The sequence below is a fragment of the Salinibacter sp. 10B genome, assembly GCF_002954405.1.
Taxonomy (GTDB): domain Bacteria; phylum Bacteroidota; class Rhodothermia; order Rhodothermales; family Salinibacteraceae; genus Salinibacter.
On sequence record NZ_MQWC01000004.1, the window covers coordinates 2,910,529 to 2,923,041 of the forward strand.

A 12,513-nucleotide genomic window follows, 5' to 3' on the forward strand; every position below is an offset into this window, starting at 1 on the left:
AATGAACAGCTTCCCGACCAACGAAACGGAGCATCCGCTCGCCGACCTGCTCGACACCGCGTTCGGTGTGATGCGGGCATCGGCGGAGCGGCACGTTCCGGAGATTGTCCTCCGCGAGGTGGGCACGGTGACGTCCGTGGGCGAAGGCATTGCCCGCGTGAAGGGGTTGCCCTCCGTCCAGTCGGAAGAGCTGCTGCAGTTCCGCGGCGGCATTCGGGGGATGGCTTTCAATCTCGACCCGGCGGAGGTTGGCGTCATTCTGTTGGACGAGAGCACCCGCCTCGATGCGGGTGACGAGGTGCACCGAACGGGCCGCGTGCTCGACGTGCCGGTGGGGGAGGGGCTCCTGGGCCGCGTCGTCGATCCGCTGGGCCGACCGCTCGACGAGCAGGGACCGATCCATGCCGTCGAGCGGCGGTCCATTGAGCAGGAGGCTCCGCCCATCATGCACCGGGCCCCCGTGCGTACCCCGCTGCAGACGGGACTCAAGGCGGTCGACGCTCTTCTTCCCATCGGCCGCGGACAGCGTGAGCTCATCCTCGGCGACCGGCAGACGGGCAAAACCGCCGTTGCCCTCGACGCCATCCTCAACCAGCGCGACACCGAGGTTGTCTGCGTCTACTGCGCCATTGGGCAGCGCAGTGCGGCGGTCGCGGGCGTCATGGCTGACCTGACAGAGCACGATGCCCTCGACTACACGACGGTCGTCGTGGCAGGGGGCGATGACCCGCCCGGCCTCCAGTTTGCCGCGCCCTACGCCGCCACCAGCATGGCGGAGTACTTCATGGAGCACGGGCGCGACGTGCTCATCGTGTACGACGACCTGACGCGCCACGCGCAGGCCTACCGTGAGCTCTCGCTCTTGCTGCGCCGCCCGCCGGGTCGCGAAGCCTATCCGGGCGACATCTTCTACATCCACTCGCGCCTGCTGGAGCGCTCGACTCGCCTCCGCCCCGAGCATGGCGGCGGATCGCTTACGGCCCTACCCATCGTGGAGACGGAGGCGCAGAATATGTCGGCGTACATTCCAACGAACCTGATCTCGATCACGGACGGCCAGATTGTGCTCTCCCCGTCGCTCTTCCAAAAGGGGGTTCTCCCGGCGGTGGACGTGGGGCGGTCGGTCTCGCGCGTGGGAGGCAAGGCGCAACTGCCGGCCTACCGGGCGGTGACGGGCGAACTGCGGCTCACCTATTCGCAGTTCCAGGAGCTGGAGGCCTTTGCCCGCTTCGGCACGCGGCTCGATGAGGAGACTCGGCAGACGCTCCGCCGGGGGCGTCGCCTCCGCGAGGTGTTAAAGCAGGACCAGTACGCGCCGATGCCGGTTGCGGAGCAGCTGGCCGTGCTGCTGGCCGCCACGGAGGGCGTCTTTGACGAGGTTGAACCCGATCGGATGGCCGAGGCCGAGGAGGCGATACGGACGGCCGTACAGGAATCCCTTTCGTCTGTGGCCGAGGCCCTTCGAGAGGGACAGGAGCTTACCGACGAGGCGAAGCGGGAACTGCTGAACACCGCTCACACTGCCGTTGCTCCGTTTACTGGATCGGACGAACAGTAGCATACGATCGGAGTCCCCAATTTTGCCCATATCCCCACCCCTCATACGCTCTGAGCACAAACGACAGAAGCCAAGTCCCCACCGCTTAGACACGAAGCCAAACGTACGATTCCGTCATGGATGACCTCGAATCCCTCCGCCGACAGATCCAAAGCACCGAGACGTTGCACTCGGTCGTGCGCACGATGAAGATCCTCTCGATGACGAGCATTCACCAGTGCGAGGCCGCCGTGGCGTCGCTGGAGGACTACGACCGGACGGTCCGGCTCGGATTGCAGGTGGCCATGCGGCATCGTCCGCAGGACCTCCCGATCGCAGCGGGAGGGGGGAGGCGGATCGGCGCCGTCGTTTTTGGCTCGGCCTGGGGAATGTGCGGTCGATTCAACGAGCAAATCGCACGCTACACGCAGGAGATGCTTGCGGACGAGGATCCCGATAGTATTCAGCTGCTGGCCCTTGGCGACCTGGTAGGGGGGCGGCTCGAAGACGTAGGGTCCCCGCCCGGTGGATCGCTCGATGCGCCCGACGCCGTGGAGCAGATCACGCCTCGCGTGCAGGACTTGCTGGTAGAGGTCGAGCGGTGGCGTAGGGAAGAGCAGATCCAAGAGGTGCTACTCTTCTACAATGAAACGACCTCAGGAACTGGCTTTGCTCCGACTATGCAGCAGCTCCTGCCCCTCGACCAACGGTGGTTGGCACGGCTGGAGTCGACGTCCTGGCCGACGCAGATGATCCCGATCTTCCGGATGGACTGGGAGCCGCTGTTCGCAGCACTCATCCGGCAATACCTGTTTGTTTCCCTCTATCGTGCCTTTGCTGAGTCGCTGGCCAGCGAACACAGCAGTCGTCTCGCTGCCATGCAGGTGGCCCAGGACAACGCCGAGGAGCGCCTGGATGACCTGCAGCGGCGCTTTCACCGGCGGCGGCAGAGCGCCATCACGGAAGAGCTGCTCGACATTACGGCCGGATCCGAGGCACTTTCCACACCCGTGCCTGCTTGAATACGATTTGACGCACCTGAACCCATGAAGTGGGCACGCCTCAAGACCCTCGACGCGACCCTGATCGGTCTGTTTGATCGGTACGGCCACCGGGTGCATCGCATCTCGCTGGGGATTCTCTTTCTCTGGTTTGGGTTGTTGAAGCCCCTGGGCCACGAGACGACCACCTCCATTCTCGCGCACACAATCTATTGGGGCGATCCCGACGTCATGGTTCTGGTGCTGGGCTGGTGGGAGGTGGTCATCGGCGTGTGCCTGCTCGTCCATCCCCTCCTCCGGGCGGCGATTCTGCTCCTCGCGCTCCGACTGCCGGGCATTTTGCTGGCGTTCGTACTAGAGCCGGACATTTGCTTTGTCTCGTTTCCCTTCACCCCTACTCCCGAAGGGCAGTACCTCATCAAAGATCTGACTCTGTTTTTTGCCGCCCTGGCGCTTTCGGGCTTTCTCGCCGACGAACGTTCAGAAGACCGCTTTCATTGATAGTCGCGTTCGTTCTGTGAGAAGGGCCAGGGACACACCGATTGCAGGGAGCGCAGGGGAAGCACGCTTACGATCCCGCCGGAAAGGTGCGCCCCGTCAACACAGGCCCACGGGCCTGGGCGACGACCTCCTCAGCCACACTTCCGAGCATGGCCCGGCGCAGTCCCGACCGGCCGTGCGTTGCCATTACAATCAGGTCGTCAACAGACGAAGCCGCGTTCAAGATGAGGGAGGCAGGATCTCCGCGCTGGACGATGTACGAGGTCGGTCCGTGACGTCCCGGCAGTTCGTCGGCCCATTCTGCAAGGGCGCGTTCGGTTTGGGCTTCAACCTTCCGCTCGGAGATCTTGGGGGATTCGATTCCATACACCGAGGGAAGTTTCGGCGATTCGACCACGTGCACCAGCTTGATTGGGGTCTCATAAATCGACGCCATCTGCCCGGCGTACCGAAGGGCCTCTCGGGAAGGATCCGAAAAGTCGATGGGGACGACGATCCGATTGACTGAGGACTCCTCTGCCGTTGCCGCGTCCTCCAAAACCCGAGTCGTAAATACGGGACACGGCGCCGTGCGCAGCACCTCCCGGGCCACGCTTCCAACAAACGCCTCCTGGAGGCCGCGCTGGCCCTGCGTGCCCATGACGACAAGGTCAATGTCTTCTTGCTTGGCGTAGCGCACGAGGGCGGGGGCTACTGCCCCGCTCCGTTCCGCGTGGTAGTGGAGCCGATCTTCATCGCCCGACGGGAGGTGGGCTTCCAAGAGGTCCTGGCAGCGGTCTTTGAGCTGGTTCCGGAGGGTTTTCCGGAGCTCATTCTCACCGGCAATAGGGGAGGGCTCGCCCTTCACCAGCGGACCGAGGGGGACTTCTTTGACGTACATGAGGTGAAGGGTGGCCCCAGTCCGGCGGGCCAGGTCAGCGGCGTACGGCAAGGCCCGCTTCGAAGAGGGCGAAAAGTCGTGGGCGAACAGAATGTCCTGAATCATCGACGAGGGGAATCGTTGGGAGTAGAGGACGGTCGGCGTGGTCCTGGTCGAGGAGCATCGCGCCTCCCCGATGCTTCCCGTGGATTTCTTCGATGGCGGGATTCGGGCCACTACTCCGTCGACCACGACGAACACGCATGGAACGTACAACGAAACTGCCGGCACGTTCGACAAAGAAGGTGCTGAGCGACTGGCTCGACCGGTTGGGCCTGTACGCGGCCGACCCGTTCGGGCGTCTCTGCTTCAGTCACGATGTTTACGCGATCGAGTGACTTCTCTTCTCCTCCTAAATACGTTACTGGTCGGGGTCGTCGTGGTGTGCGCCATCGCGCTGCGGTACGGGGCCGAGCAGATGCGGGTGAGTCCGATCGTGGGGTATTTTGCACTCGGCCTCCTCCTGCGCGCGGCCTCTTCGTTTGACGTCATCCCGCTCCTCACCGAGCAGCAGGTCTTTCCCTTTCTCGCAGACCTGGGCGTGATTGCGTTGCTCTTCCGGGTGGGCCTGGAGAGCGATCTGGACCGTCTGCTCGACCAGCTGCCCGATGCGCTTTGGATTAGCGCCGGCGACGTGTTGATCAGCGCAGGCACTGCCTTTGCGATTGCCTACGGCCTCATCGGATGGGAGTTGATTCCGAGTCTGTTTGTGGGCGCGGCCTTCTCGGCCACCAGCGTCGGGGTCACGGTGGCAGTGTGGGACGATGCGGGCCGATTGGACAGCAAAGAAGGCAATATCCTGGTCGACGTGGCCGAAGTGGACGACCTTACTGGCATCCTCCTGATGGCGTTGCTGTTTGCGGCGGTTCCCGTTCTCCGGGAGCCTGGAGCGGCCTCCCTGCTACCGGTAATCGGTTCGACGCTGGCCAAGACGCTCGCAACGTTCGGAGGGTTCGGAGTGGTCTGTTTCCTTTTTGCGAAATACGTGGAGCGGCCGATGACACAGCTCTTTGACCGCCTCCACGCGGGGGAGGGCACCATGCTGGTGATGCTCGGCGTGGGCATTATTGTGGCCGCCGCGGCCGGACTGGGGGGGCTGTCGACCGCCGTCGGGGCCTTCTTTGCCGGTCTCATCTTTCATCGCGACCCCCACACCACCCAGTACATGGACGCATTTCGTCCCTTACACGACCTGCTGGCCCCCTTCTTTTTCGTCGGCATCGGCCTGCACCTCGCCCCCGACGCGCTGACCGCCGTGGGCCCCGGCGTCCTCCTGCTCCTGATCGCGGCCGTCATCGGAAAGGTCGGCGGCGCCTATCTGCCCGCTCGCCCGCTTCTCGGGTCGAGCAGCGCCCTCGTGCTCGGCCTCAGCCTCGTGCCCCGCGCCGAGATTGCCCTCGTCGTCATGCAGCGGGGCCTGGAGCTCGGGAACTGGGCCGTTCCCCCATCGCTCTTTGCTCAGGTGGTGATGATCTCAGCAATCACGGTGGTTGCCATTCCCCTCGTGCTCCGTCCCCTGCTCACGGACGCGTCGCCCCTCTCCTCGTAACCCTCTTTCTCTCTCATCTTCTCGACTGCCATGTCCTCAATCGCCACGCTCACCCTCAACCCGGCCATCGACAAAAATACGCGCGTCGAGCGCGTGGTGGCCGAGGAGAAACTCCGGTGTGATACTCCTACACGCGAACCCGGCGGCGGGGGCATCAACGTCTCGCGCGCCATTCACCGCCTCGGCGGCTCCGCCCACACCCTCTACACCGCAGGCGGCTTCACCGGCAACCTCTTGAACGACCTGTTGGACGCAGAAGATCTCGATCACACGCCGATTTCGACCGCGGCCATGACGCGAGAGAACATGATTGTGTACGAGACCTCGACCGACCGCCAGTTTCGGTTCGGGATGCCGGGGCCGGAGTTGACGACGGCCGAGTGGGACGAGTGCCTGAATGCGCTCCGTGCCCTTGACCCGTCGCCCGACTACCTCGTGGCCAGCGGGAGCTTGCCGCCGGGCCTGTCGGACGATGCCTACGCCGCGGTCGCCGACGTGGCTCATTCTCTCGGGGCGCGCCCGATCCTCGACACGTCCGGCTCTGCGCTTTACCAGGCCCGAACGGCGGGCTGGTACCTCTTGAAGCCCAATCTGCGCGAGCTGGAGCAGTTGACCGGCCACTCGCTCGTGAGCGATTCCCAACGGATCGAGGCGGCGCGCGAGATGATCGACGACGGATACTGCGAAATTGTTGTTCTGTCGATGGGGGCGTCCGGGGCACTTCTGATTACGGCCGACCGGGCCGAGCACGTTCGCTCGCCCACCGTTCCCATCAAAAGCCGGGTGGGCGCGGGCGACAGCATGGTGGGTGGGCTCACGCTGGCCCTCGCTCGCGAAGCGCCCCTGCCCCGCGCTGTCCGCTACGGCGTCGCCGCCGGGGCCGCCGCCGTTATGACGCCCGGCACCGAGCTCTGCCGTCAGGCAGACGTCGAGACGCTCTTCGACCAGATGACCTCTGAACACAACGCCTGAGCCCAAACGACACAAATTCAGTTCCCTGACCCCACAAAAGTCAGAGGGGACGTTTCCCTACACTCAGATTCTCCAACCCTGGTAGAATCGCAATAGAATGACTTCCTTTCTTGATCTCCAGTCCTCTCTCCCTGGAATTCTGGTCTCGTCCCCTCCTGTCTATGAGTCCCCACAACTCGCAGGACGATAACCCCACCGGCCGACGCCTCCTCGTCCTGGGACTCGCGACGATTGGGATTGTGTATGGCGACATCGGGACCAGTCCCATCTACGCCATCCGCGAGTCCTTTCACGCCTCCTACGGCCTCGACGCCACCGCCGCCAACGTGCTGGGGGTTCTTTCGCTTATCTTCTGGTCGCTCATTCTCGTCATTTCGATCAAGTACCTGGCACTGGTCCTCCGGGCCGACAACCGGGGGGAAGGGGGAATTATCGCCCTCACGGCCCTCGTGAGTCCGCAAAATGAAAAGGCGGCCGGACGCCGCTGGGTGCTCGTCCTGCTGGGGTTGTTCGGGGCGGCTCTGCTTTACGGCGACAGCATGATTACGCCCGCTATCTCCGTGCTGAGTGCGATTGAAGGGCTCCAGGTGGCCACGCCCGTGTTCGAGCCGTACGTCATCCCCATTACGATCGCCATTCTGGCCGGCCTCTTTGCCGTTCAGTCCCACGGGACGGCGGGCGTAGGCGCCATCTTCGGCCCCATCACGCTCGTCTGGTTCCTGACGCTGGCGGGGCTGGGCCTCGTGCAAATTGTGCAGCATCCCGACATTCTGGCCGCGGTGAATCTCACGTACGGGGCTTCCTTTTTCCTCCGAAACGGCTGGACGGGCTTCCTGGTGCTGGGCTCGGTCTTTCTGGTGGTGACGGGGGGCGAGGCCCTCTATGCCGACATCGGCCACTTCGGCGTGCGGCCCATCCGCCTCACGTGGTTTGGAGTGGTTCTGCCCTCGCTTCTCCTCAACTACTTCGGGCAGGGCGCCCTCATTATCAGTCACCCCGAGACGATCGAGCACCCGTTCTACAACATGGTGCCAAGATGGGGACTCTATCCGCTGGTGGTGCTTGCCACCGTAGCCACGATCATCGCCTCGCAGGCCGTTATTTCCGGGGCGTTCTCTCTCACGCGTCAGGCCGTTCAACTCGGCTACTTCCCCCGTCTGACCGTCGAGCAAACCTCCGAGACGAAGTTCGGCCAGATCTACATGCCGGCGATCAACTGGATGCTGATGATTGCCTGCATTGGCCTCGTGCTCGGCTTCCAGTCGTCGAGCAGCCTGGCCTCGGCCTACGGTGTGGCAGTCACGACGGACATGGTGTTTACGACCCTCTTGTTTGCCGTCGTGGTAACCGCCCGATGGAAGTGGAATAAGTGGGCAGTGGCCGGGATGCTCGTAGTGCTTCTCACGATCGACCTCTCGTTCTGGGGCGCCAATCTCCCCAAAATTCCAACCGGAGGCTGGTTCCCACTCGTCGTTGCCGGCCTCATGTTCGTCGTCATGACGACGTGGAAACGCGGCCGCCAGATTCTGGGCGAGCGCCTGAGCGAGAAGATTATTTCGCACGACGCGTTTCTCGAACGGGTCGAGGAAATGTCGCCTCAGCGCGTGCCCGGTACGGCGGTCTTCATGGATTCAAACCCGGAGGGCACGCCGCAGGCGCTCCTTCACAACCTGAAGCACAACAAGACGCTCCACGAACGGGTGATCATTCTCACGATCCTGACCCGCGACATTCCGTACGTGGAGGAAGATCGGGAAGAGATCACGGAATTGGGGAAGAACGTCTACCGCGTCACGATCGACGTCGGCTTTGCAGAGGATCCGAACGTCCCTGTCTTCCTGCGCCAGTGCGAGATCGACGGCGAAGGCTTTGACTTGTCGACGACGACCTTCTTCCTGGGCCGCGAGACGATGCTCGCCACTAAGAAGCCCGGCATGGCTCTCTGGCGGGAGCGGCTGTTTGCGGGAATGTCCCGAAATGCCAAGCGGGCCGCGGCCTATTTCCACATCCCGTCGGACCGCGTCGTCGAAATTGGCACGCAGATCGAACTCTGACCTCAGACCGACATGTCCTCCCTCGACGACTACCTGGCCACGCGTGACCTCTGCCGCACGCCGGAGCCGTCCGGCAATTCGGGCGACGCCTCTGAAGAGCCGCTTTTCGTGATTCAAAAGCACGACGCGAGCTCGCTTCATTACGACGTTCGTCTGGAGGTGGACGGCGTCCTGATGTCCTGGGCTGTGCCCAAGGGACCGTCGACCGATCCTGGAGACAAGCGACTCGCCCAGCCGACCGAGGCCCATCCGCTCGACTATGCGACCTTCGAAGGCGTGATTCCGGACGGCAACTACGGGGCGGGCACCGTGCTCGTGTGGGACCTGGGGCCATACCGCAACCTGCGCGCCGACGAGGAGCCGCCCGTCTCGATGGCGGAGGCCCTCGATGAGGGCAAAGTGGAGGTGTGGCTAGAGGGGCAGAAGATTCGAGGCGGATACGCGCTGATTCGCATGGACGATGCCGACGACCGGTGGCTGCTCATCAAAATGGACGACGAAGCCGACGCCCGCCGCAACCCGACCCGCACGCAGCCCGCGTCGGTGCTGAGCGACCGCACCCTCGACGACATTGCCGAACAAGAGTCGGAGACGCCATGATGGCTGCCCTGGAGTCCCTTCCCGATTCGGCGCAGGAGCAACTGCGCACGGCGGATCCGCCGACGTGGACGGAGCCGATGCTGGCGACGCTCACGGACCGGCGGTTCTCGGGCGACGGGTGGCTTTTCGAGCGAAAGCTGGACGGGGAGCGCTGCCTGGCGTTCAGAAACGGGACGGACGGGCATTTGCGGTCGCGCAACCGGAAGTCGCTGAATGCCCCGTATCCAGAGTTGGTAGAGGCCATCGAGGGTCAGTCTCCCACTCCATTTGTTCTGGATGGGGAGGTGGTCGCGTTTTCGAAGGGGATCTCCAGCTTTTCGCGGCTCCAGCAGCGCATGCAGATCGACGATCCGGAAGAGGCCCGCGAGAGCAGAGTTGCGGTGTACTACTACGTATTCGACTTGCTCCATTTGGACGGATACGACCTTACAAACCTCGCCCTGCGCAACCGGAAGTCGGTGCTCAAGAAAGCCTTCTCGTACGACGACCCGCTCCGCTTTACTCCACATCGCAATACGGAGGGGGAGGCCTTCTTCGAAGAGGCCTGCGAGAAGGGCTGGGAGGGAATCATCGCCAAGCCCCTAAGTCCACGCCCGCTCGACGCACTGGCTGAAGTTCAAGTGCGTACGGCAGCAGGAGTTCGTGATCGGGGGCTTCACCGATCCGCACGGCGAGCGCGTTGGCTTCGGTGCACTGCTGCTGGGGGTCTACGACCACAGCGACCTGGTGTACGTGGGAAAGGTGGGCACCGGCTTCGACGACGAGACACTCCGCACACTGCATGATCGTTTATCGGCGCTGGAACGGAAGACATCGCCCTACGACCAGGGCAATCCTCCCACGACGGAGGTGCACTGGGTGACGCCTGCGCTGGTGGCCCAGATTGGGTTCGAGGAGTGGACCCACGACGATCGCCTCCGGCAGCCTCGCTTCCAGGGACTCCGTCGCGACAAAAACCCCACAAACGTAACCAGGGAGGAACCGACCTCATGAGTACAGCAACCATCGAGATCGACGACCACACGGTAGAGATCGGGAATGCCGACAAGGTGCTGTTTCCGGACGCGGGCTTCACGAAGGCCGACCTGGCCGACTACTATGCCCGAATTGCGGACGACATGCTTCCGCACCTCGAAGGCCGCCCCGTGACGATGCAGCGGTTTCCGGACGGCATTGCGGAAACGGGCTTCTATGAGAAGAAGGCCCCCGAGCACTTTCCCGACTGGATTCGACGGGTGTCGGTCGAGGTGGAGGGCACGGGCGAGACCCAGCCCCAGGTGGTGTGCGACAATGCCGCCACGCTCGTGTACCTGGCCGATCAGGCCTGCATCACGCCGCACGTGTGGCTGAGCCGCGCCGACGCGCTTCGTCACCCCGACCGCATGATCTTTGACCTCGATCCTCCGAGCGATGAGTTCGGTCCGGTTCGATTTGCAGCTCGTGCGCTTCGGGACGTACTGGAGACGGTTGGACTCTTTCCGTTTGTTATGACCACCGGATCGCAGGGCGCGCACGTCGTGGTGCCCTTCGACGGTTCGGCGTCTTTCGACGTCGTTCGGGCCGTTGCCCGGGACCTGGCAACCATTCTGGCTGAACGCCATCCCGATCGGTTGACAACCGCCGTCCGCAAAAAGAAGCGGGAGGGGCGGATCTTTCTGGACTACCTTCGCAACTCCTACGGGCAGAACAGCGTGGCGCCCTACGCGGTGCGGGCCCTGCCCGGGGCCCCCGTTGCAACGCCGCTGGACTGGAACGAACTCGGCGGCGCCCTGCACGCCCAGACGTACACCGTCGACAATCTTTTTCGGCGGATGGGACAAAAGGCCGATCCCTGGGCAGACCTCCAAAACAAGGCCCGCCCCCTTGAGGACGCCCGCAAGTGCCTGGATGAATTCGAAACAGAACCGTGAGTGGAGCTCCTTTCAATTGTACGCTGCCTTGACGGTCTCCACTTCCGCCTTCGGGGTAGTCGGGACCGTACTCCCCTTGAAGGTCCCTGCCCCTGGAACCGGTTCCAATTTTTGCAGATTCTGCGGTCCGGCTCTTGACTCTGTCGGCCCCACTGCCAATTATCGATACTCCCGCCAACCTTCTTTCTAGTTCCACGGCACTATGGCAGATCGTGAACGACTCGGCATCGGGTTCATTGGCAGCGGCTTCATCGCGCAGTTTCACATCGACTCGTGGCAGGCGGTGCGCGACGCCGACGTGCGGGGCGTGTGGAGCCCGAACCGCGATCACGCAGAAGAGGCCGCGACTCTTGCTCGGGAGAAGCGCGTAGGCGACGCACAGGCCTACGACTCCATCGGCGAAATGGTAGAAGCGCCGGAGATCGACGCCATCTGGATTGCGGGGCCCAACCACGCCCGCATCGAGAACATGGAGGAGATCGTCGAGGCGATCGACGCCGGCGCCGACCTCGTGGGCATCGCCTGCGAGAAGCCGCTGGCCCGCACGGTGCCGGAGGCCAAGCGCATGGTGGAGTTGGTGGAAGAAGCCGGTGTGCTGCACGGCTACCTCGAAGACCAGCTCTTTTCCCCCGGCATTCAGAAAGGCCGCGAGATCATTTGGAAACGCGGGGCCGCGCTCACGGGGCGGCCCTACCTGGCGCGAGCGGCCGAAGAGCACAGCGGCCCCCACGCGCCCTGGTTCTGGAAGGGCGATCAGCAGGGCGGCGGCGTTCTCAACGACATGATGTGCCACAGCGTGGAGGTGGCGCGCTACCTGCTCACCGAGCCGGGCGCCCCCCGCGACAGCATCCGTCCCACGAAGGTGTCTGCCCAGATCGCGAGCCTCAAGTGGACGCGCGACAAGTACGCGGATCTGCTCCAGGAGCGGTACGGGAGCGACGTCGACTACCGAAAGCGACCGTCGGAGGACTTCGCCCGGGCGACGATTGAGTACGAGGATCAAGAGGGCAACACCCTCATCAGCGAAACCACTACGTCCTGGGCGTTCGTCGGTGCCGGGCTGCGGCTCCGGTCGGAGCTCCTCGGCCCCGAGTACGCGATGGAAAACAACTCCCTGCAGTCCGAAACGGAGGTCTTCTTCAGTCGCGAAGTGGAAGGCGAGGCCGGGGAGGACCTCGTCGAGAAGCAGAATGCCGAGCAGGGCCTCATGCCGGTTGTGGGCAACGAGGCCGACGCCTACGGGTATGAGGGCGAGAACCGTCACTTCGTGCGCCACTTCCTCGACGGCACACAGCCGCAGCTCGACTTCCACAGCGGGCTGGAGGTCGTGGAGCTTCTCATGACCGCCTACATGAGCGCCGAAAAGGAGCGCACCCTGGAGTGGAAGCCGGACGATCTCGACGACTTTGTGCCCGCCGTGCAGCAGGGGACGTGGACCCCGTAGTAGATTCCCTTTTTCCAAAAGAAAAC

General features: G+C 63.6%; 11 protein-coding genes and 1 pseudogene. 11 read left to right on the top strand and 1 reads right to left on the bottom strand.

Features of this window, described 5'->3' with window-relative positions:
• Position 1: 1 nt before the first annotated feature.
• From BSZ35_RS11940 to BSZ35_RS11950, 3 genes are all read left to right on the top strand, one after another.
• Complete coding sequence (locus tag BSZ35_RS11940; protein ID WP_105012650.1) at positions 2-1,558, top strand: alternate F1F0 ATPase, F1 subunit alpha; 1,557 nt, start codon at positions 2-4, stop codon at positions 1,556-1,558.
• 116 nt (positions 1,559-1,674) lie between these two features.
• The gene (locus BSZ35_RS11945; protein WP_105012651.1) at positions 1,675-2,559 is read left to right on the top strand and encodes a F0F1 ATP synthase subunit gamma; all 885 of its coding nucleotides are present in this window, start codon (positions 1,675-1,677) and stop codon (positions 2,557-2,559) included.
• A 24-nt stretch (positions 2,560-2,583) separates the two neighbouring features.
• Positions 2,584-3,039 (top strand): hypothetical protein, encoded by a 456-nt coding sequence (locus tag BSZ35_RS11950; RefSeq protein WP_105012652.1) that lies wholly within the window; start codon positions 2,584-2,586, stop codon positions 3,037-3,039.
• 67 nt (positions 3,040-3,106) lie between these two features.
• On the opposite strand, the gene BSZ35_RS11955 is transcribed toward BSZ35_RS11950, so the two are convergent.
• On the bottom strand, positions 3,107-4,024 hold the full coding sequence (locus BSZ35_RS11955; RefSeq protein ID WP_105012653.1) for a universal stress protein: 918 nt from the start codon (positions 4,022-4,024) through the stop codon (positions 3,107-3,109).
• A 137-nt stretch (positions 4,025-4,161) separates the two neighbouring features.
• On the opposite strand from BSZ35_RS11955, the gene BSZ35_RS19890 reads away from it, so the two are divergent.
• The 8 genes and pseudogenes from BSZ35_RS19890 to BSZ35_RS11990 all read left to right on the top strand — a co-directional run bounded on the left by BSZ35_RS19890 (position 4,162) and on the right by BSZ35_RS11990 (position 12,487).
• Positions 4,162-4,296: a hypothetical protein gene (locus BSZ35_RS19890; protein ID WP_258096205.1), complete on the top strand. Its 135-nt coding sequence runs from the start codon at positions 4,162-4,164 to the stop codon at positions 4,294-4,296.
• Positions 4,293-5,507, top strand: a complete 1,215-nt coding sequence (locus tag BSZ35_RS11960; protein WP_181149320.1) for a cation:proton antiporter — start codon at positions 4,293-4,295, stop codon at positions 5,505-5,507. The genes BSZ35_RS19890 and BSZ35_RS11960 overlap by 4 nt, the downstream gene beginning before the upstream one ends.
• A 30-nt stretch (positions 5,508-5,537) precedes the next feature.
• Entirely contained in the window at positions 5,538-6,479 is a 942-nt protein-coding gene (locus BSZ35_RS11965; RefSeq protein WP_105012655.1) for a 1-phosphofructokinase family hexose kinase, read from the top strand.
• Between the two features lie 161 nt (positions 6,480-6,640).
• Entirely contained in the window at positions 6,641-8,533 is a 1,893-nt protein-coding gene (locus tag BSZ35_RS11970) for a potassium transporter Kup (protein WP_105012656.1), read from the top strand.
• 12 nt (positions 8,534-8,545) lie between these two features.
• A complete protein-coding gene (locus BSZ35_RS11975) occupies positions 8,546-9,133 on the top strand; it encodes a DNA polymerase ligase N-terminal domain-containing protein (RefSeq protein ID WP_105012657.1) in 588 nt (195 codons plus the stop codon).
• Positions 9,133-10,126 (top strand): annotated as a pseudogene (ligD, locus tag BSZ35_RS11980) (non-homologous end-joining DNA ligase). Before BSZ35_RS11975 ends, ligD (BSZ35_RS11980) begins: the two are co-directional and overlap by 1 nt.
• Complete coding sequence (gene ligD, locus BSZ35_RS11985) at positions 10,123-11,043, top strand: non-homologous end-joining DNA ligase (protein ID WP_105012658.1); 921 nt, start codon at positions 10,123-10,125, stop codon at positions 11,041-11,043. The pseudogene ligD (BSZ35_RS11980) and the gene ligD (BSZ35_RS11985) overlap by 4 nt, the downstream one beginning before the upstream one ends.
• Before the next feature lie 202 nt (positions 11,044-11,245).
• Positions 11,246-12,487, top strand: a complete 1,242-nt coding sequence (locus BSZ35_RS11990) for a Gfo/Idh/MocA family oxidoreductase (protein ID WP_105012659.1) — start codon at positions 11,246-11,248, stop codon at positions 12,485-12,487.
• The last annotated feature ends 26 nt before the right edge of the window (positions 12,488-12,513 follow it).